Origin of the sequence: Aequorivita echinoideorum, assembly GCF_018476645.1 — a bacterium.
Taxonomy (GTDB): domain Bacteria; phylum Bacteroidota; class Bacteroidia; order Flavobacteriales; family Flavobacteriaceae; genus Aequorivita; species Aequorivita echinoideorum.
The window spans coordinates 113,423-131,132 of sequence record NZ_JAHCTB010000002.1 but is presented as its reverse complement, the minus strand read 5'-3'; the positions used below and the strand labels follow the sequence as shown (position 1 = coordinate 131,132).

General features: G+C 39.2%; 21 protein-coding genes. 9 read left to right on the top strand and 12 right to left on the bottom strand.

Annotated features, from left to right (window positions below; genetic code table 11):
- Nucleotides 1–78: 78 nt before the first annotated feature.
- Together KIV10_RS04270 and KIV10_RS04265 are read left to right on the top strand one after the other, a co-directional pair.
- Nucleotides 79–1,353, top strand: coding sequence for a DEAD/DEAH box helicase (locus KIV10_RS04270; RefSeq protein ID WP_214112263.1), 1,275 nt, complete (start codon nt 79–81; stop codon nt 1,351–1,353).
- Nucleotides 1,354–1,639: 286 nt separating this feature from the next.
- Nucleotides 1,640–2,800 carry a hypothetical protein gene (locus tag KIV10_RS04265; protein WP_214112262.1) on the top strand — a complete coding sequence of 387 codons (1,161 nt, stop codon included), beginning with the start codon at nt 1,640–1,642 and terminating at the stop codon, nt 2,798–2,800.
- Nucleotides 2,801–2,889: 89 nt separating this feature from the next.
- On the opposite strand, the gene KIV10_RS04260 is transcribed toward KIV10_RS04265, so the two are convergent.
- From KIV10_RS04260 to KIV10_RS04245, 4 genes are all read right to left on the bottom strand, one after another.
- A complete protein-coding gene (locus KIV10_RS04260; RefSeq protein WP_214112261.1) occupies nt 2,890–3,111 on the bottom strand; it encodes a helix-turn-helix domain-containing protein in 222 nt (73 codons plus the stop codon).
- A 3-nt stretch (nt 3,112–3,114) separates the two neighbouring features.
- Complete coding sequence (locus KIV10_RS04255) at nt 3,115–3,651, bottom strand: DUF2975 domain-containing protein (RefSeq protein ID WP_214112260.1); 537 nt, start codon at nt 3,649–3,651, stop codon at nt 3,115–3,117.
- 215 nt (nt 3,652–3,866) lie between these two features.
- Nucleotides 3,867–4,673: an alpha/beta hydrolase gene (locus KIV10_RS04250; RefSeq protein ID WP_214112259.1), complete on the bottom strand. Its 807-nt coding sequence runs from the start codon at nt 4,671–4,673 to the stop codon at nt 3,867–3,869.
- Between the two features lie 342 nt (nt 4,674–5,015).
- Nucleotides 5,016–5,300 carry a hypothetical protein gene (locus tag KIV10_RS04245; RefSeq protein ID WP_214112258.1) on the bottom strand — a complete coding sequence of 95 codons (285 nt, stop codon included), beginning with the start codon at nt 5,298–5,300 and terminating at the stop codon, nt 5,016–5,018.
- A 188-nt stretch (nt 5,301–5,488) separates the two neighbouring features.
- Between KIV10_RS04245 and KIV10_RS14025 the strand changes: the two genes are divergently transcribed.
- The 7 genes from KIV10_RS14025 (at nt 5,489) to KIV10_RS04215 (ending at nt 10,907) form a co-directional block, all read left to right on the top strand.
- A complete protein-coding gene (locus tag KIV10_RS14025) occupies nt 5,489–7,045 on the top strand; it encodes a TonB-dependent receptor (protein WP_317194699.1) in 1,557 nt (518 codons plus the stop codon).
- Nucleotides 6,934–7,848: a TonB-dependent receptor domain-containing protein gene (locus KIV10_RS13885; protein WP_317194709.1), complete on the top strand. Its 915-nt coding sequence runs from the start codon at nt 6,934–6,936 to the stop codon at nt 7,846–7,848. Before KIV10_RS14025 ends, KIV10_RS13885 begins: the two co-directional genes overlap by 112 nt.
- Before the next feature lie 26 nt (nt 7,849–7,874).
- Nucleotides 7,875–8,360 carry a DUF4625 domain-containing protein gene (locus tag KIV10_RS04235; RefSeq protein ID WP_214112257.1) on the top strand — a complete coding sequence of 162 codons (486 nt, stop codon included), beginning with the start codon at nt 7,875–7,877 and terminating at the stop codon, nt 8,358–8,360.
- Nucleotides 8,361–8,455: 95 nt separating this feature from the next.
- Nucleotides 8,456–8,983, top strand: a complete 528-nt coding sequence (locus tag KIV10_RS04230; protein WP_214112256.1) for a hypothetical protein — start codon at nt 8,456–8,458, stop codon at nt 8,981–8,983.
- A gap of 109 nt (nt 8,984–9,092) precedes the next feature.
- Nucleotides 9,093–9,380 (top strand): T9SS type A sorting domain-containing protein, encoded by a 288-nt coding sequence (locus KIV10_RS04225; RefSeq protein WP_214112255.1) that lies wholly within the window; start codon nt 9,093–9,095, stop codon nt 9,378–9,380.
- Nucleotides 9,381–9,436: 56 nt separating this feature from the next.
- A complete protein-coding gene (locus KIV10_RS04220) occupies nt 9,437–10,267 on the top strand; it encodes a DUF4625 domain-containing protein (RefSeq protein WP_214112254.1) in 831 nt (276 codons plus the stop codon).
- 130 nt (nt 10,268–10,397) lie between these two features.
- Nucleotides 10,398–10,907: a hypothetical protein gene (locus tag KIV10_RS04215; RefSeq protein ID WP_214112253.1), complete on the top strand. Its 510-nt coding sequence runs from the start codon at nt 10,398–10,400 to the stop codon at nt 10,905–10,907.
- 101 nt (nt 10,908–11,008) lie between these two features.
- Here KIV10_RS04215 and KIV10_RS04210 read toward each other — a convergent pair whose 3' ends face one another.
- From KIV10_RS04210 to KIV10_RS04180, 8 genes are read right to left on the bottom strand one after another with little or no spacing between them, the layout of a single operon-like run.
- Nucleotides 11,009–11,446, bottom strand: coding sequence for a hypothetical protein (locus KIV10_RS04210; protein ID WP_214112252.1), 438 nt, complete (start codon nt 11,444–11,446; stop codon nt 11,009–11,011).
- Nucleotides 11,436–11,966, bottom strand: a complete 531-nt coding sequence (locus tag KIV10_RS13880) for an FtsX-like permease family protein (RefSeq protein WP_246516184.1) — start codon at nt 11,964–11,966, stop codon at nt 11,436–11,438. Before KIV10_RS13880 ends, KIV10_RS04210 begins: the two co-directional genes overlap by 11 nt.
- 27 nt (nt 11,967–11,993) lie before the next feature.
- Nucleotides 11,994–12,680, bottom strand: a complete 687-nt coding sequence (locus KIV10_RS13875; protein WP_246516183.1) for an ABC transporter permease — start codon at nt 12,678–12,680, stop codon at nt 11,994–11,996.
- Nucleotides 12,677–13,306: an ABC transporter ATP-binding protein gene (locus tag KIV10_RS04200; protein ID WP_214112251.1), complete on the bottom strand. Its 630-nt coding sequence runs from the start codon at nt 13,304–13,306 to the stop codon at nt 12,677–12,679. The genes KIV10_RS13875 and KIV10_RS04200 overlap by 4 nt, the downstream gene beginning before the upstream one ends.
- A gap of 1 nt (nt 13,307) precedes the next feature.
- A complete protein-coding gene (locus tag KIV10_RS04195) occupies nt 13,308–14,735 on the bottom strand; it encodes a DUF3526 domain-containing protein (RefSeq protein ID WP_214112250.1) in 1,428 nt (475 codons plus the stop codon).
- A gap of 2 nt (nt 14,736–14,737) precedes the next feature.
- Nucleotides 14,738–16,144: a DUF3526 domain-containing protein gene (locus tag KIV10_RS04190; RefSeq protein WP_214112249.1), complete on the bottom strand. Its 1,407-nt coding sequence runs from the start codon at nt 16,142–16,144 to the stop codon at nt 14,738–14,740.
- Complete coding sequence (locus KIV10_RS04185; protein WP_214112248.1) at nt 16,141–16,857, bottom strand: ABC transporter ATP-binding protein; 717 nt, start codon at nt 16,855–16,857, stop codon at nt 16,141–16,143. Before KIV10_RS04185 ends, KIV10_RS04190 begins: the two co-directional genes overlap by 4 nt.
- A 14-nt stretch (nt 16,858–16,871) precedes the next feature.
- Nucleotides 16,872–17,687 carry a hypothetical protein gene (locus KIV10_RS04180; protein ID WP_214112247.1) on the bottom strand — a complete coding sequence of 272 codons (816 nt, stop codon included), beginning with the start codon at nt 17,685–17,687 and terminating at the stop codon, nt 16,872–16,874.
- Nucleotides 17,688–17,710: the final 23 nt, after the last annotated feature.

Here is a 17,710-nt window from a genome sequence, read left to right as displayed (position 1 = left end):
ATATAAAGTGCAACCTTTTTTGAATTTTAATAATTGAAGAATCCAAAAGCGAAGCGCTAAAAACAATCTGAATAAAATATGTCATTTAAATCCCTTGGGCTTTCCAATGCCCTGCTGAAAGCAATTGAAAAAAAAGGTTACGAAACGCCTTCGGTAATTCAAAAAAAAGCAATTCCCTTAATTTTGGAAGGAAAGGACTTGCTTGCCTCCGCACAGACCGGTAGCGGCAAGACAGCTGGTTTTGCGCTTCCCATTTTACAAATATTAAACAACGAACCTCCGTTGCGCCAACGTCCGGTAAAGGCCTTGATCCTAACGCCCACCCGCGAACTCGCGGCACAGGTGCAAGAAGAATTCAAGGAATATGGCGAATTTACCAATCTAAAGTCCACCGTAATTTTTGGCGGAGTGGGCGCAAACCCACAAATTCGTGCGCTTCGAAATGGAGTGGATATTTTGGTAGCCACGCCGGGACGTTTATTGGATCTTTATGAGCAAGGTGCCCTTTCACTTTCAAAAGTTGAGGTGCTGGTTTTGGATGAGGCCGATAGAATGCTGGATATGGGTTTTTTAAGGGATATAAAAAAAATTCTGGCATTGCTTCCTTCAAAAAGGCAGAATCTGCTTTTTTCGGCTACATTTTCAAAAGAAATAAAAGCCCTTGCAAACGATTTTCTCCATCATCCCGTCTTGGTAGAGGCAACCCCCGAAAATACTACGGTTGAAAAGATTGACCAAACAGTTTATAGGGTAGACAAAACCCAAAAAACAGATTTGACCATCAAACTTATTTCTGAAGGAAACTGGAAACAAGTGCTCATATTTACCCGAACGAAGCACGGCGCCAACCGTCTGAGCGAAAAACTTGAAAAAGCTAGAATCACTTCCGCGGCAATCCACGGGAATAAAAGCCAGGGCGCACGAACCCGCGCACTGTCCGGGTTTAAGGAAGGAAAAGTACGTGTTCTGGTTGCAACAGATATTGCGGCACGTGGACTCGATATCCCACTCTTACCGCACGTTATTAATTACGAATTGCCAAATGTACCCGAAGATTACGTGCATAGAATTGGCCGGACCGGAAGGGCAGGAGCCAGCGGTGAAGCACTCTCATTGGTGAGTCTTGATGAAGTGGGCTATTTACGGGATATTGAAAAATTAATTGGCGAAAAACTGGAGGCCAAAACCCTTCCAGATTTTGAACCCACCGAAACAATGGCCGACGTAAAAGCCGCGGAAGAGGAAAAGAAGCGGCAAAAAGCACAACGCCACAGCCGTGGTCGCAATACCGGCGAAAAAGCAAATTCGCCTTCAAAAAAGAATAGGGGAAATAGGAGTAGAAGAAAAAGATAATCTTTGCGCTTCGTAAACTAAATTTTATCCAAATCCGGTACCGTAAGTTCCGCAATATCCCAATCTGCTCTTTTGGCCCTTGTATGGTAAGCAATTTTCCAAAAATGTCAAAGGGTTATATGAGGTGTAATTCGGGTAATGTTCCAATCTTCAAAGGGAAGCTCGGGCAGGTTTTTGGCAGTCATTTTTATTTTTTTTGTAGAATTAAAGATAATGATTTGAAGGTGATTTCTAAATAGCATAGACCAGATAGGAATACTTATATTTGTTGCCCATCCCCATACGTATGTCCATAAATTCTTCGGAACAATTTCACTTTTTTGATTCCATAACTGCCATTCCCACGGTAGACTGGAGTGCGATAATTCCAAGACAAAATGTATTTCTTTCGCTGGAATTTCTTTTTGCATTGGAAAATTCATTGCGTCCTTCCCTAAAATTGATACCCGTGCTTATCTATAATTCTGAAAAAAAACCTTTGGTAGCGGGAGTTTTTCAGATTTCAACTTTTATTTATAAAAAGACAGCAAATCAAAGCAGTTTTCTAAAAATATTTCAGGACTGCAGGAATACGGACGATAGTTTTTCAATAAAAGGATTGGTTTGCGGGAATATTTTTGCAACAGGCGAAAATGGTTTTGCATTTTCCAATGAAATTTCAAAAGAGGAAGCAATTACGTTAATGGCTACTGCGGCGCAAAAATTGAAAAATAACGATTCATTGAAAAATGAATTCTCAATAATGCTCTTTAAGGAGTTTTGGGAAAAATCTGTTGGCGCCGCCAAACGCTTGGAAGCGTATAAATACCGTCCATTTCAGATTGATGTGAATATGGTGCTGCAGATGGATTCACACTGGCAGAGACTTGAAGATTATCTGGGAAGTATGAAGGCAAAATACCGTGCGAAGGCAAACAGCGCCTATAAAAAGTCAGCCGCGCTGTCTATCCGCGAACTTTCAGAGGACGATATTCAAAAATACGAACAGGATTTAGTACGATTATTCAATAATGTGCTGCAAAAATCCCATTATAGCTACGGCGTAAACTATCCATTGTGTTTTTTTAATTTGAAGAAAAATTTGGGCAACCGCTTTCATTGTAGGGGATTTTTCTTCGGGGAAAAATTGGTTGGATTCAGCACCGCTTTTGAAAACTGCGATAATTTGGAAGCCAATTATGTTGGGATTGACTACGGTTACAATTCTGAATTTGCAGTGTATGAACGAATCCTTTACGATTATGTGGAACTGGCAATTTCACTGAAAGTGGATCAACTTCATTTGGGCCGCACAAGCGAGCTGATAAAAAGTGCACTGGGCGCGCTTCCGGAAGCCATGACGTTATATGCCAGACATACTTCAAAAATGAAAAATATATTACTAAAACCTGTTTTGGAAAACATCTACCCGAGCGAATTTGAGCTTCGGAAGCCTTTTTTGAAATAAGTTCCCATTTTTGTTGAATTCATTTGAAAATGACGGACGCGCTACAACACAATTATTGATGGTAAAAAAAAATTTAGATAAATTAATATTTAGTGTGTCTTTTCATCATCAGACACATACTCCAAAATATCGCCGGGCTGGCAATCCAGCACATTGCAGATGGTTTCCAAGGTGCTAAACCGAATTGCCTTAGCCTTGCCAGTCTTCAGAATGGAAAGGTTTGACAATGTGAGGCCCACTTTTTCGGAAAGTTCGTTCAATGACATTTTACGCTTTGCCATCATTACATCTAGGTTTACAATTATGGGCATTGCTTATACTGTTAAATCATTTTCGTTTTGAAGATCAACACCTTTTTGGAAAATCATCGCAATTATATAGATAATGGCGCCCATCAGGATAAACGCCCTGCTGTCTGACCAAAATTGTGCGAGGTTTTCAATATCATAGCCATGATGCATTAAAGTTCTGCTCCACTGCCTTGCAATAAAACTGATAAGGCCAATGGATAATGTGAAATAGCCCAATCGTGAAATTTGGTGTGAAACGAAGCTATTAAATGGTTTTGACAAATCCATTTTGTGCATCAGTGTAATCACGATATAAAATAAAAAAGCTTTCAAAAACGAAATGACGAGGATAAAACTATAGATGCCAAAAAATGCCCGCTTATCTTTTTGGTACATTTCACTTAAATCCAAATTTTGATAAAGATTTGGTATGATTTCTGGGTTGTACAGGCTGAAGAAGAAATTCACTAGTAATCCACCAGCCTCAATAGACAATCCTACAAATATGAGCCAAGCTACAACATAGAGGGCCCAAAACACGAAATTATTGGTTTTTGACATTTAAATTAGGAATTAAATTAGAATGTCAAATTTAAGAATATTTATTGAAAAACAATAAATATAAATTTATAATCAATAAATATTTTATATCAATTAGTAATTAAGAGTGTTTGTTATTCGTTCAGAAGATTTATTTGAGCTAAATAAAATTTGCGAGAAATTTTTAGTATTTAATGACAATGTTAAAGATTACAGTTCTTTTTATATGGAGTCATTCAATTTAACGCCCAAATCATCGCCTCTTCTTTAGTGGCTCTAAAAATAGTATTGTGCTTTTCCTTTGGTGCATCGGTATATTTCCATTCCATTCCCGCACTGTTCCTTTCAAGTTTTCTCGCTAATTCCCTCGTGTGCGTATAAATATCTTCCGCACTCGACCCGGCGAACCAAAATTTCTTTCCTTCAAGCCCACCATCTTTTGTTAGGGACTCAAAATTTTTAACCAAATAATTCTCATTGTACCACAGCGAGGGATCCATCGCCATGTAAGCGTCAAACATACCCTGATCCAGCAAAAGGGTTTCTACAACAAATAAGCCGGCCAAGGATTCGCCAATAAGGGCCTTTTTATTCTTAGTTCGATAGCTGTTTTCAATTTTTGGGAAAAGTTCGTCTTTAATAAATTCCCTGAAATTGTTGGAGCCGCCCGGCTCTGGCACATATTGTTTATCGTAGGCGACCTCACTTGGCCCTGTTAGATCACGCCTTCTATTGGTGTTTTCAATACCCACTAAAATAAATGGTGGTATTTTTTCTTCTGAAATCAGTTTTTCAAGGGTATTGGCTATATGCGGAAAGTCTTCCTTAATACCGCCATCGGGCATATAAAGAACCGGCAGCCCATTTTGTGATTCCTTATATTTTGTCGGCAGCCATACGTTTATTACCCTTTCTTCCCCTAAAATTTTAGAGTTGATAATAAAGTCTTCATGTGCCGGGACAGGGTCTGTTGGTACAATCCCTTTTTTACCGCAGCCAATAAAACTGAATGCCACAAGGGCGCAAAGAATAATTTTGTACATAACTTTTATATTTAATGCAACTAATTTTCTTTATAAAGGTATCCAACTTTTAGCAATGATTTTACGAGGACATTTAAATTTTAAAGGAAATGATCTTATTCTTCAAAAGAAGAATAATGAATTTAGAAGTATCTGGATTTTAAGTTGTAAAGCATAAAAAGCGAGTTACTAACTCCGATTTCAACAACCAGCTACTAATTTCTAATTGAAACATTTCTCTACATTGAAACATGACTATAAATAATTCCCAATAAATTTTCAAGAATAGAATATGTTAAGAGCGTTTTAATGACATTTACAGGACTTTTTTTTAAAATCATTTGATACCTTTGCGCCCTGTGTTTAAAAATCGGATAAAAAATATCGTAGCGCTGATTTTATTGGCATTTTTCGTTTCAACGAAATTGGCCGGTCTGCACGCGCTTGTGCATATTGATGATCCGGACCATCTCTTACATTGTAGTTTGTGTGACCATGCCATCTCAAACGATAAGATAAATCCGTTTCAACCAACTGTGGTTGCAGATTTCGAGCTGCAAATACCTTTGCTATTTCTCGAAAAGCACTATTTTCTACACTATTCCAGTCCTTTTTCTTCAGGGAATTTCCGGGGCAAACTTTTTTCAAGGCCCCCGCCTATATTTTCATAATCTCCTTTATTTCAAACGGTCGTAAAGCTGTTTACAGAAAGATGATCCTTTTTAGTTTCCTACTAGAGGATTTAAATTCAACTGTAATGGCTTTGCCCGTAATGGATATTTAGTTCTTGGCCTCTGCGCTTCGAAATAACTCCAAATTTCAGATTGATGAATTTTATGAAAATAATGGTATGGTCTTGCTTGACCATGACCTCACTGCTTTCCGCACAGAATACCTATAATATTAAAGGTGTTGTTATGGATAATGATACCAAACTCCCCATTGAGGGGGCAAGTATCTCTTTGAATCAAAAGACCTATGTTTCAAGTGAAGAAGGGAATTTTTTATTCCAGGATGTTCCATCCGGAACATTTGTTATTTCTGTGTCCCATCTGGGATATTCCAAAAAAACTTTTGAAATTTTTGTGCCAACTAAAACAGACTTGATTTTGGCCCTAACCCAAGAGAAAACAAATTTGGAAACTGTCCAGTTGCACGGCAAGACAAATGACCGAAGCTCTCGGGAAAACCCCCAAAGTACCGTACTTGTATCCCGTGAATTTATGGAGTTAAATCGCAACAATAGCTTGATGCAAACACTTGAAAACATTCCTGGTGTAAGTACTATTAATATCGGCTCCGGCCAATCCAAACCCGTTATACGGGGTCTAGGATTCAATAGAGTAAGTGTGGTTCAAAATGGTATAAAGCACGAGGCCCAGCAATGGGGCAATGATCATGGATTGGAAATAGACCAATATGGTATCGATAATATTCAAATTATAAAAGGCCCTGCTTCAGTAATGTACGGCTCTGATGCAATTGCGGGGGTAGTGGATATTCTTCCGCCAAAAATTCCTATTGCGAATTCGTTTGGCGGCGAGGTAAACTTTTTGGCCGAAAGCAATAATGATCTTTTGGGAATTTCCATGGGGTTGGAAGCTAGGAAACAAAAATGGTTTTACCGGGGCAGATTTACGTATCGCAATTATGCCGACTATCGTGTACCTACGGATCAAATACGGTATGAGAGTTATATTTTTGAGCTTGACAATCGGCGGCTTCGTAATACCGCTGGGAGGGAAGCCAATGCGGCACTCAGTGTTGGGTTTTTGGGGGATAACTTTAAGACGGAAACATTTTTCAGCAATGTAAATGCAAAGAATGGCTTTTTTGCAAATGCCCACGGTCTCGAAGTGCGCACTTCAACCATAGATTACGATAGTAGAAACAGGGATATTGACCTACCGTTCCATCGAGTCAATCATTTCAAGATTGTAAACAATTCCACCTTCTATACCGAAAATCAAAAAATTCTGGTGGAGGTTGGTTTTCAGAATAATCATAGGGAAGAGCATTCAGAACCCGTACCGCACGGCTATATGCCAACTCCCCCTGATAGTCGTGAGCGAATATTCAGAAAAAATACGTTAACCATAAATGCAAAGGATTTATTTGATCCTATAAATGGGCACCATCTTGCTTTTGGCTTTAATATGGAATACCAAAATAACTCCATTGGCGGTTGGGGCTTCCTAATTCCAGAATATAATAGATGGGTTGCCGGCATATTTGCTTTTGATCGTATTGAATTTTCAGATCAATGGAATTTTCAAGGAGGGTGCGTTACGATTACGGATACATTCACACGAAGCCTTATTTTGATTGGTTTCCATCACAATTTGCGAATGGAGATGGTACCTCATCCGCTGTTTTTTTACAACGCGCAGTAGATAAAAGTCTGCATTTTTCCAATATTACGGGCTCAGCGGGAGTCAGTTATGTTTTAAATGATGTAACCTATAAATTGAATATTGCTAAAGGGTTTAGAATGCCATTGGCAAATGAACTAGCATCAGATGGTGTGAACTACCATATGTACCGCTATGAAAGGGGAAATCTGGAGCTGGAACCAGAGGAATCATATCAATTGGATTTTGATGTGGATTATACCTGGAAGAATTTGAGGGTTGGCTTGAGCCCATTTGTGAGCTATTTTACAAATTTCATTTACCTGAATCCTACTCCCACTTATTTTGAAACTCTCCAGATATACGAATACACCCAGAATAAAGTGTCGCGGATAGGTGGTGAGCTTAGTGTAGGCTATACAATAGCGCCAGGTTTGGTTATTGATGTCTCTGGTGAATTTGTTCGCTCAAGACAGTTGGATGGACCCAAAAAGAATTTTACGCTGCCTTTTTCACCACCTCTCACATTTTTGACTTCCACTAGCTACATTTTGAAAAATGACATCGCAACCTTTAGGAATTTGAGGTTTCAGTTTGACTGGCGCAAGGCTGCCGCCCAGCGTGAAATCGTGCCGCCAGAGGAAAAAACCGATGGTTACAGCTTATTCAATCTGTCGGTTACCGGAAATATTAAACTGACGGAAGGCAGCAACCAACCAGAATTCAGAATTAGGATAAACAATTTGTTCAACACAAAATATTTTAACCACACGAGTTTTTATAGGCTCATTGATGTACCGGAGGCCGGGAGGAATATATCCCTGTCGGTTACGGTGCCCATTTAATAAGTATCAATTAAAATTAAATACATATGTTAAAAACAAGTTTCAAAAAATTGGCAATTCTATTTACGGGAGCATTGGTCTTTGCATCTTGCAGCAGTGACGACGGCGAAGAAATAGATGAGGAAAGGCCAGAGATTACGGTTGCTTACGAAAACGGCTTCCCAACCTCCTGTGCGGAGCTGAAAAGAGGAGAAACGTACACCTTTCGCGCCCGCGTAACGGACAATCTAGCCCTAGCGGCATATAGTCTGAATGTGCATCACAATTTTGATCATCACACCCACGACGACCAAGGGTCGCTATGTGAGTTGGAGCCTATAAAGGAGGCCCAATCCCCATTTATCTATTTGGAAAATTTCAGCATTGCGGAAAATCCCCAAACTTACGAGATATCAATTCCGGTAACCATTCCAGAAACCGTGGATCTTGGGGACTATCACACTGCCTTTTCAGTAACAGACCAGACGGGATGGCAATCAAGAACTTCAATAGACATTAAAATCATTGAATAAATTCTGAATTACGATTCAGTCAAATCGAATAATATGAATTCACAAAAAATCAATTCTATAATAATTCAATAAACATTAAATTAAAAAAAATAAAAATGAGAAACACAATTATCACTGGATTTACACTATTGATCGGCGCATCCCTTCTTGCGCAGGACACACAAACACTGGAGCATTTTGATACAACTTCTATTGCTCCCATTACAGAGAGTTACCCAAATACAGATGGGTACTATACAGGACATAATGCATATGGAGATGAGGAATTTGCCGAAAAATATGAAATACAGGGCTCTGCCCAAGTGTATGGTGTAATGGCAATTCACGAAGGGGAGGAGGGAACGAGTGCCTTAAATACTTCCTATCGCATTTACACAGTAGCAGCCAACGGATTGCCCGGTACACCCGTGGCAAGTAAAAATGTGCCGTATAATGATGTGCCCGTGGATGGCTCTATGTTTACGGTTGATTTTACCAATCCAGCGAGCGTGAGCGGAGAATTTTTTGTTTCATTCAACTTAAACGACTACGTGCATGGAAATCTTGGTACTAAAAAAATTGCCATAACGCACGCCCCCCCACGAGACACGTCCTGCATCAGATTTTGGTGTATTTGCACGTAACGCCATCAGATGGCACAGTCACGGTGCGCCAGCCTGGAAAGATTACCGCACCGAAAATTTCACTGATTATGAACCCGCAATCTACTTTTCACTTTTTCCAATAGTTGAAATGGAAGTGCTTTCAGTTGCTGATTTTGATGGTCAAGGGAGTATCGGTGGTGTTTACCCAAATCCTTCCAACGGAAATTTCCAAATTCCAATCAATTCGAAGTACGGTGGTGAGGGAACATTAACCCTTTATGATATTGCAGGAAAAAAGCTAGATTCACAGGCTATTGATTTGCTTGCTGGCAATGGTACGTATTCGTATTCTTCAACTAGTCTAAAAGCTGGAATTTATGTGCTTTTCATTCAAACTCCAGAGGGAAGTATCGCTCAGCGCGTAGTGATTGATTAATTTAAATTAGGCGCGAAGACTAGTATAATCTTCGCGCCTTATCAAAATTTTATAATATGAAAACTATAATTAAAATTTTCAAATCAATAAATATTGCATTTCTTCTATTTCTTTTCCTTTTATCCTGTAGTGATGATGATGCACCTGCAGTGATGCCCCCACAGATAGCAGATTTGGAAGTTGGGTTGGCAAACAGTCGCGAGGCATTTATAGGGTCCGATCTACATCTCGAAGCCGCGGTTCTTGCACCCGGACTCATACAAACTATTGCTGTAGAAATTTCAAGCCAGAGTTTGTCCTGGAATTTTCAGAAAACGTGGCAAGAGGAGTTTAGTGGACTTCGAAATACTGATTTCCATGAACATATCGATATTTCAGAAGATGCCGAGCAAGGCACATATACTTTCAGAATAATAATTACAGACCAGCAGGGGCAGGTTGTCCAAGAGGAAGTGGACCTTACCCTTTTGCGTATTGAGGATAACGTGGCGCCTACATTAAATATGTATTCAACACCCCAAAATGGACAACAGTATGTGGAAGGGGACGTTATTGCCGTTTCCGGCATGGTGGCAGACAATACATCGCTATCATCCCTTTTGATAGTCTTGGTGCGGGAGGATGAAGGTATACCTGATTCGGAAATTAATGGTAATCATCCAAACGTTATAGTGATGCATAATATTGATCATTTTGACGCACTCGATTATCACGAATTTGAAGCTGAAATTTCGGTAGGTGCCACATTTGATAATAACATTCCACCACAACCTATCACAGGCGAGAACGATTGGCAATCAGGAATGTATTATATTCTTGCTGTGGTGACCGATGTAGTAGGAAATAAAAGTGTTTCAGACCGTTATCCCATTGAATTTTCCCTGTAAATGGAAGCTTCTTTATGAATTTTCGAAATTCAAGCTCAAAAGTGTTATTGTATTGTAAAATATTTGAAAAGTTTGCCATCCTATTCCTAAAAATGGTATATTCAAATATTAACTATAAAATCAAGGACTTATGAGAACATTTAGAATTTTAACCACATTTCTTTTTGCCACATTATTGTTGGCTTGTAATAATAAAAATACCGACTTTGAGGATAAGTTGGCAAAATTGCAAAAGGAAAACGATAGTATTGCTAATGTCCAAAACCAAATCAAACAGGAGCACACAGCCATGATGAAACAGCATGAGGAATTCATGGAAGAAATCTCAAGCGGCAATCTTTCCGATTCTACACTAGTACGTGATATGGCACAGCACGAGGTAATGCTGAAAAAACAAGATGCGGTTATAAAGGCAAATGACGAATTGATGCAGGGTCACAATCAACTCAAACAGGATTTTGCAACCTTGCCGGAAGCTGAAAAAGAAGCCCAGCTTAAGGAAATGATGGACGATCACGATCGTATTATGAAGGATCAGGACATGCTTCAAAAGGAAATTGAACAAATGAAGGATGAGCACTCAAAAATGAGAGAGAACTTGAGTACACAAAATAAAAATGAGGCTACTACCACTTCCTAAAATTGAAATTTAGGAATAGGATATATATGGGAAATGATTTTTTTCCTTTCAATATCTTATTTTGAAGCCCACCTTTTATTGATTTATAATAACTAGTAAAATTATTTAGCTTTCACTGCGGTACAGTTGTCCAGAATATAGTTGAGATGGGTAACATCTTTTGAATTCAAACTAAGGGTACCCGTAACTGTAATTATATCATCAGTATAAAAGTTGGGTTTCTTTTTAAAATGAAGTTCCACGGTAGTTTCCGGACCGGCCATTCCACAGAAAAAACAAGCCGCCATTGGGTTTTTGGAAAGTATATATAAATCATCCTCAGGAGAAATATTTAAAAAATAACCGCTAAGGGTTATTTCCTTTCCCTCCAACTTCTTAACGTCCTGTCCAAACGTGGGATACAATAACAATTGATCTACAGAAGGGAAGTATTTATCCGTAAAACTAACATCGGCAAGATGTTGCCAACTTATGTGCTCTTGGCCTGTACAAAAATGTAAGCCGAAGAGAATAGCGGCAATGGCAAATTTATTTCTCATTACTTAAAATTTTAGATATATTCAATGTTAACAATGGGTAAATTGATAACAATACTGCAAAAATCACGGTGATAAAAACTATGAGAATGGTTTTGGCAGCATTCGTATAATTGGGCTGCCATAACATTTCCATATTATATTCAGTTGCGAAGTAGGAAGAAGTAAGTGCCATCAGCATTAATGTCAGCAGCCCGCCCAAAAATAATGACACGGTTACGATGATAAATCCTTCATAAATCAAAATTTTTATCAGCTGGAAATTGGTTGCGCCATAAGTTCGCATTAGGGCCATATCGAATGCCCGCTCCTTTACGGTTTTAAATAAATTGATAAATATGGTTATACAGGAAATTAAAAGGATGGCATACGCTATCCAAGAAATAGCAACAACCCCAATACCGGTGAAACGGAAAAGACGTTCCAGCTCAAACTTGGGCAATGCTGCTTGAAAGGACGACTCCTTATTAATGCGCCTTGGCATTGTCAATAGTCCCATCGGATTTCTAAAGGTTACGAGCATGGAAGTTATTTCACGCGCTTCATTTACTTAAGTATCTTCAATTTTCTGTTCAATATCATTGTGATCACTATCGTGAAATTCGTGACCAGACGCTTTCTCGTGGTGGTGTAGCTCCCAAATACTTTCAAGTTTGCTAACTATTAGCCTGTCAATAACCTTCCCCGTTCTTTCGTAAATACCAACAACTTTCATAGGATGATGGTGTACGTCTTCTGTACTTTCCGCCAATCCGTGCGAACTCAAAAATGTATCGCCTATTTTTAAATTTGCTTGGGAAGCAACCTCACTTCCCAGTATCACTTCCAGAGGTGCTGCCACTTGCCTTCCTGTCCCAAGTTTCGCATTAAAGAATTTAGAAAAATCACTATTAGTACCTACTATGCGAAAACCTAAGTAATTATCGCCGTAGGATATGGGCACCGCAAGTTTTACCAAGGGATTTTTGGCTATTTCTTCCGCTTGCTTCAGCGATATATTGCCAGTAGGATTATCTATGTGCAGCACCGAAGATAATATAAGTTGCAAAGGGCTACCCTTTGCACCTATCACCATATCTATATTTCCATAGCTATTCTTTAGCTGATCCTGCAGGGAAGCGTCCATTTGCTGAATTCCCAGTAAAAGCCCAATACTTATGGAAAGTGATAAAACACTTAATATTGAATACAGTGGCTTGTATAATATATTGCTAAAGGTTATTTTCCAAAGATTCATAACGCCATAACATTTTGGAACAAAGGCTTTACACGTTGATCGTGCGTAATCACCAAAAGATTAGCGTGATTTTGTTTTGCTTGCTGTAGTAGCAATTGCATTACGGCTTCACAATTTTCGTCGTCCAAACTTGAAGTGGGCTCATCTGCTAATATCAATTTGGGCTGATGTACCACTGCCATTGCAATTCCTAATCGCTGTAGCTGCCCCTCACTGAGTTCAGAAATTTTGTGTTTTGCACATCTTTCAAGATTTAACTGCTCCAAAAGGGAATAGGTTAAAGTTTTTTGATTTTTTTCCTTTGCAAAATATAAACGTGCCTGTAGATTTTCAACAACATTGAGCGTTTTTACAGCATAACTCTTTTGAAATACCATCCCGATATTTTGACCAATAAATTGATCTTTCTCTTTTGAGGAGAGTTTTTCAATAGTAATATCATTGAAGAATACGCTTCCCGTTTTTGGGCGCAGAAGTCCAGCAATAATATGGAGCAAAGTGGTTTTTCCGACCCCCGATTTTCCCAGAATCACCGCGTTATCATTATCGCTCAATGTGATATCCGGAAATTTCAGTAAACTATCTTTAGTGCTGTATTGAAAAGATATGTTTTTTGTGATCAGCATATTAGGCATTTGAAAGTACTAGATGATTTCTGTTTTTAATAGCTATAAATAATCCTAGTGCAAGAAAAATTACTGCAATTCCTAAAATTGTGAAGGCAGATAAGAATTTTGGCCTTAATGCCATATATTCAAACTGCGGAAGTTTTACTACATCCGCTTTTGTAAAATTTCTGTTGTTATATAGATAGGGCACAAAATGATTGCGCCAGGTTTCGGAAAATCCTTCCACTTGCTTCCGAAAATTTCCATAATCGGAAGTTGAGGTCCCGGCCATTTTTGTAATTGATTCCTGGGTAATTATGGCAGGAGAAATCCACTTAAAATAGGATATCCATTCCTGTTGTTTTTCCAACTGCAAGTCATAGTTTTCCAGAACAGGTGCTAATTCCTGTCGAACCAAATTCTCTGAAGCAAAGTAACTATGCCAAAAAGTGCGCTGTTGTGTTGAATCGTTAATGGCATATTCCGGATGGTCCCGCAGGTAATTGTCCAGAATTTCATCCTGCCTTTTCGTGGCATCTGCCTGTAATGTGCGTATTTGGTTTATCATCAACGCCCGTGAGGGCATGGGGTAGAGCGAGCTTCCCAATTGGTTGAGGACAGAGGGAATCAATAGAACGAAAAAGATCCAAAATCCCAAAAGGGAAACGGCATTTCTTGCGGAACTACCTACCCATACGTTTACAAGAAAAGCAACAGCGAACCAAAATAACATATAGACTATTGTTATACCTATTAACCCGAGTAACAGCTTTATTGACACAAACGGATTTAAACCGAAAATGAAAAATATAACAAGCATTGCCAAGATAACTAAAACTGATAGCCAAAAAAATCGCAATCCCAATTTTTGCAAGACCCAATTTTCGATACGTATAGGTTGCGCGGCCAAAAGACGTAAGGATCCTGATTCCTTTTCTGCAGAAAGGATATCATAGCTAAATGCGATAATCAGCAAAGGCAATAGGTATACTATAACAAAGGCGAGATCAAAACTTCCAAAAAGCAATTGTATGGGGCTTGTCATTTCGGTATAGTCCTCCATAAATCCAGAGCGGGAAACGGCTGGTTTTTTGTAATGCGAATACATATCACTCTGTCCCGTAGCGATAAAGGTAAAATTGTGTGACGGCATCGCTGCCAACCGGGGATAATAATTACCTACTACCATAGGATTGTTTGGATACCTCCAAGGCGAAACGGAAATTTCCATCCCCCTGTCCAGACTGTCCAAAAGCATTACCATACTTTCATCATTTCGTAAGGTTTCTTCCTTTGCAGCCGTTATCACTTTTTCGCGTTCTTCAATTTTTTGCAATCCATTATAAGTGGCAAACCCGAATAACAACAGCAAAAGCACACTTAACAATTGGATCCACCTATTTCGCAACAATTGCTTTAATTCATATTTAAAATTGTACTTCAACATAGCTATTTAATTTTTACAACAAATAATAGTATCCCAAAAGAGAGCACAAGCCATCCACCCAACAGTACAATATTGCCATTGTTCTGTGATAGTGTTTGTTTCAGGTTTGAAGGCTCATATTTAAATGCGGGTAATTTCTTCCAAAAATCAGCATCCGCCTGCCAGGACCAGTCGCCAAATTTTGAGTTTTCCGCAAAGTGGTCATTTAGGAATTTTTGTGTGTTTATACGATACTGTTCTGCAGCATCATTAAAATTCCAGTGTGTTTCGTAATCAGTATGGGCAATGGACATGCTCAAAAACCGGGCAGGTAAAAAGGGTGAAATGGCAGCCATACTTTGGTACACCTCTGTTTGCTTTGCATACTGTTCTTTCAGGTAATTATAATGTTTAAAATATACCATAGCTTCGTGTTCTTCACCTTTCTGCATTCTATATCCATCAAAATTGAAGGGTAATTGGCTTATGCTATCCACCTCATATTTTTCAAGCATTTCTTTTTCCAGCTTTTTTGATTCCTCACTCCACGGATTGTGTCCGTCAAGTCCCTTTTCCTTATCTGCCAAAATATTTGCTGCAAATTCCTGCGCCGTTGGGTATGGATATTTGGCCTGTGCAATATTGGTAGCCATCTTTGGTACCACTAAACAAGCGAGTATCCATATGCCCAGTGCACTAACCAGTGAGATGCCTGATTTTTTAACTGAAGCTGAAATGATTAAAACAATGTTTATAAAAACCGCATAGAAAACAATATAGACCGCAAACATTGCAAATAGAGCTTTCCAACTAAATGCGCCAAAGTCCTGTAAGCCTGATAGCACAAATCCTGCTATTAAAAATAATAGGAAAGCAATCAAAAAAATGGGTACAAAAAGCGCCATCCATTTGCCCAACATCCATCGCCAACCGGAAATTCCCTGACTTTTTAAAAGCGTGAGCGTGCCCATTTCCCGCTCTTTTGTAAAACTATTGTAACCCAATAAAATAATAAGCAGTGGGATGAGAAAAAGAAGAATAAAATCTGGCGTAAGATCGCCAAACCGTGCCAATCCTGTTTGGTCTGCCGCAGCACTAAAGCGTGCTTCGTTGCGTGCGTGCGCTTCCAGAAATACGGAAGTCCCCGTATATTTGTCCACCCCTTGATCCAAAAGTGATAAAGGATATTTTGGTTTAAAGGCATAGGTTCCATAATGTGCCGCTGAATGGGGATTCTTTTCCCCTTGGTTATCCCAATTGGCGCGTTCGCTTTGCGTTGCAGTTTCATATTGGGTATTCACTTGTTGGTATTGGCGCGAACTGATAAAAACAGCAACGCCCAGTAACAACAGAACAATTAGGAGCGATAAGCGTACCCGGCTCTCACGGGACAATTCCTTTATTTCTTTGATGAAGGTCTTTAAGATCATGGCAACGCATTTTTGTAATCCATCGTCTTTAAGTATGCATTCTCCAAATCTCCCAGAGAAATTTCTGAAGCCACAAATTGTTGCTTCAGTTGGCCATCCTTCATAATCCCAATGTGTGTGGCCACCTCTCTCGCCCTAAAAATGTCGTGGGTCGCCATTAGAGTGGCCACTCCCTTTTCTTTTAATCTTTGTAAGAGCAAACCAAATTCATTGCTGGCGCTGGGGTCAAGACCAGGGGTAGGCTCATCTAATAACAAAACCTTCGCATCCTTTGCCAATGCTATAGAAATTCCCACTTTTTGCCGCATTCCTTTTGAAAATGTAGCGATGCGCTTTTCAAAAGCATTATTCTGTAAACCTGCTTCCGCCAAAAATGCTTTCAATTGGGTTTTGGACAGTGATTTTCCAGCAATTCCAGAGAAATAGTCCAAGTTTTCCATCGCAGATAAATTGGGATACAGCATCAAATTTTCTGGAATGTAGGCTAAGTATTTTTTAGCTTCCCTCGAATTGGTAGTTACATCGATCCCATTTATACTGGCGCTACCGGAAGTAGGTTGCACAAATCCCAATAAAAGATTTATAGTCGTGGTTTTTCCAGCACCGTTGGCCCCCAAAAGACAATATATATTACCCTCAGCTACGGTGAGATTCAGCTTGTTTAATGCCAAATGATCCCCATATTTTTTCGTCAGGTTCTGTGTAGTTATCATAAATTTCGTTTTAATTATTCCTTTAATGTTACCTTTCGCTCTACCGAATTGAATGCGCCGGGAAGCAAGTTTCCGTCTTTGTCAACGAGTTCTAATTTCACGGTAACCTCGCCTTTGGGCAGCCCTTTTATTATGTAGGGAACCCATTCCGTTAGCTCAAAATATTGTCCGTTAATGGTTGCTTTTACGTAATTACCGCCCTCAGAGAGCGTAGTGTTTAATAAATAGAAATCGAGTAATAGATTCTCGGTATCCTTTCCAGCGTATTCGCCTTTGGGCCTACTGTAAATTATGGTGGGAGTGTTGAGGTCAACCTTTGGGCCATTTGACGCTGTTTTACCTATTGTAACCTTCTTAGCGACAAATGCATTTGGATTTTTTACACTTTCGTGATACGACCTGCTTAAAAATGCCACTAGATAATGCGTCCCTGGGGTCAATTCCTTTTTGAAATTTGATTCATAATGTGCTGAATAGGGGTCGTTGTCCACAATAAAATGGATGTGCTGCCCTTTGTCTGAATTGGCGAGCATTTGGGTTAAATTTGAATTGGTCTGCGCGCCAAGTTCATAGTTTTTTACATCGAAGTTAAATGCTACGCTGTCGTTTTCGTTTGTGATGTTTTCCTCTGAAGGTTTCATCAATTTTAATGAGGCTTCTGAAAAAGACGGAGAGCTTTCGAGTTTTTCAAGGGTGATTTGGGTAGCGGAACTATTTTCAGAAGCTTCGGTTTCCGGACTCATGGTTGCATTCGCTTCCGAAGTTTTTTGCTTGCAGCCTACTAATAAAATGCCCATTAAGATAATAGCGATGTTGGTTTTGATTTTCATACTTTTTCTTTTTTATGGTTATT

Excerpts from the sequence above, each read along its gene's own strand:
- KIV10_RS04260 (WP_214112261.1), bottom strand. The coding sequence starts at position 3,111 with ATGCCCATAATTGTAAACCTAGATGTAATGATGGCAAAGCGTAAAATG.
- KIV10_RS04235 (WP_214112257.1), top strand. The coding sequence starts at position 7,875 with ATGTTAAAAACAAGTTTCAAAAAATTGGCAATTCTATTTACGGGAGCA.
- KIV10_RS04185 (WP_214112248.1), bottom strand. The coding sequence starts at position 16,857 with ATGATAACTACACAGAACCTGACGAAAAAATATGGGGATCATTTGGCA.
- KIV10_RS04180 (WP_214112247.1), bottom strand. The coding sequence starts at position 17,687 with ATGAAAATCAAAACCAACATCGCTATTATCTTAATGGGCATTTTATTA.
- KIV10_RS04250 (WP_214112259.1), bottom strand. The coding sequence starts at position 4,673 with ATGTACAAAATTATTCTTTGCGCCCTTGTGGCATTCAGTTTTATTGGC.
- KIV10_RS04265 (WP_214112262.1), top strand. The coding sequence starts at position 1,640 with ATGTCCATAAATTCTTCGGAACAATTTCACTTTTTTGATTCCATAACT.
- KIV10_RS04230 (WP_214112256.1), top strand. The coding sequence starts at position 8,456 with ATGAGAAACACAATTATCACTGGATTTACACTATTGATCGGCGCATCC.
- KIV10_RS04210 (WP_214112252.1), bottom strand. The coding sequence starts at position 11,446 with ATGAGAAATAAATTTGCCATTGCCGCTATTCTCTTCGGCTTACATTTT.
- KIV10_RS04225 (WP_214112255.1), top strand. The coding sequence starts at position 9,093 with ATGGAAGTGCTTTCAGTTGCTGATTTTGATGGTCAAGGGAGTATCGGT.
- KIV10_RS04270 (WP_214112263.1), top strand. The coding sequence starts at position 79 with ATGTCATTTAAATCCCTTGGGCTTTCCAATGCCCTGCTGAAAGCAATT.
- KIV10_RS13875 (WP_246516183.1), bottom strand. The coding sequence starts at position 12,680 with ATGAATCTTTGGAAAATAACCTTTAGCAATATATTATACAAGCCACTG.
- KIV10_RS04200 (WP_214112251.1), bottom strand. The coding sequence starts at position 13,306 with ATGCTGATCACAAAAAACATATCTTTTCAATACAGCACTAAAGATAGT.
- KIV10_RS04195 (WP_214112250.1), bottom strand. The coding sequence starts at position 14,735 with ATGTTGAAGTACAATTTTAAATATGAATTAAAGCAATTGTTGCGAAAT.
- KIV10_RS04215 (WP_214112253.1), top strand. The coding sequence starts at position 10,398 with ATGAGAACATTTAGAATTTTAACCACATTTCTTTTTGCCACATTATTG.
- KIV10_RS13880 (WP_246516184.1), bottom strand. The coding sequence starts at position 11,966 with ATGCTCGTAACCTTTAGAAATCCGATGGGACTATTGACAATGCCAAGG.
- KIV10_RS04220 (WP_214112254.1), top strand. The coding sequence starts at position 9,437 with ATGAAAACTATAATTAAAATTTTCAAATCAATAAATATTGCATTTCTT.
- KIV10_RS14025 (WP_317194699.1), top strand. The coding sequence starts at position 5,489 with ATGAAAATAATGGTATGGTCTTGCTTGACCATGACCTCACTGCTTTCC.
- KIV10_RS04255 (WP_214112260.1), bottom strand. The coding sequence starts at position 3,651 with ATGTCAAAAACCAATAATTTCGTGTTTTGGGCCCTCTATGTTGTAGCT.
- KIV10_RS04190 (WP_214112249.1), bottom strand. The coding sequence starts at position 16,144 with ATGATCTTAAAGACCTTCATCAAAGAAATAAAGGAATTGTCCCGTGAG.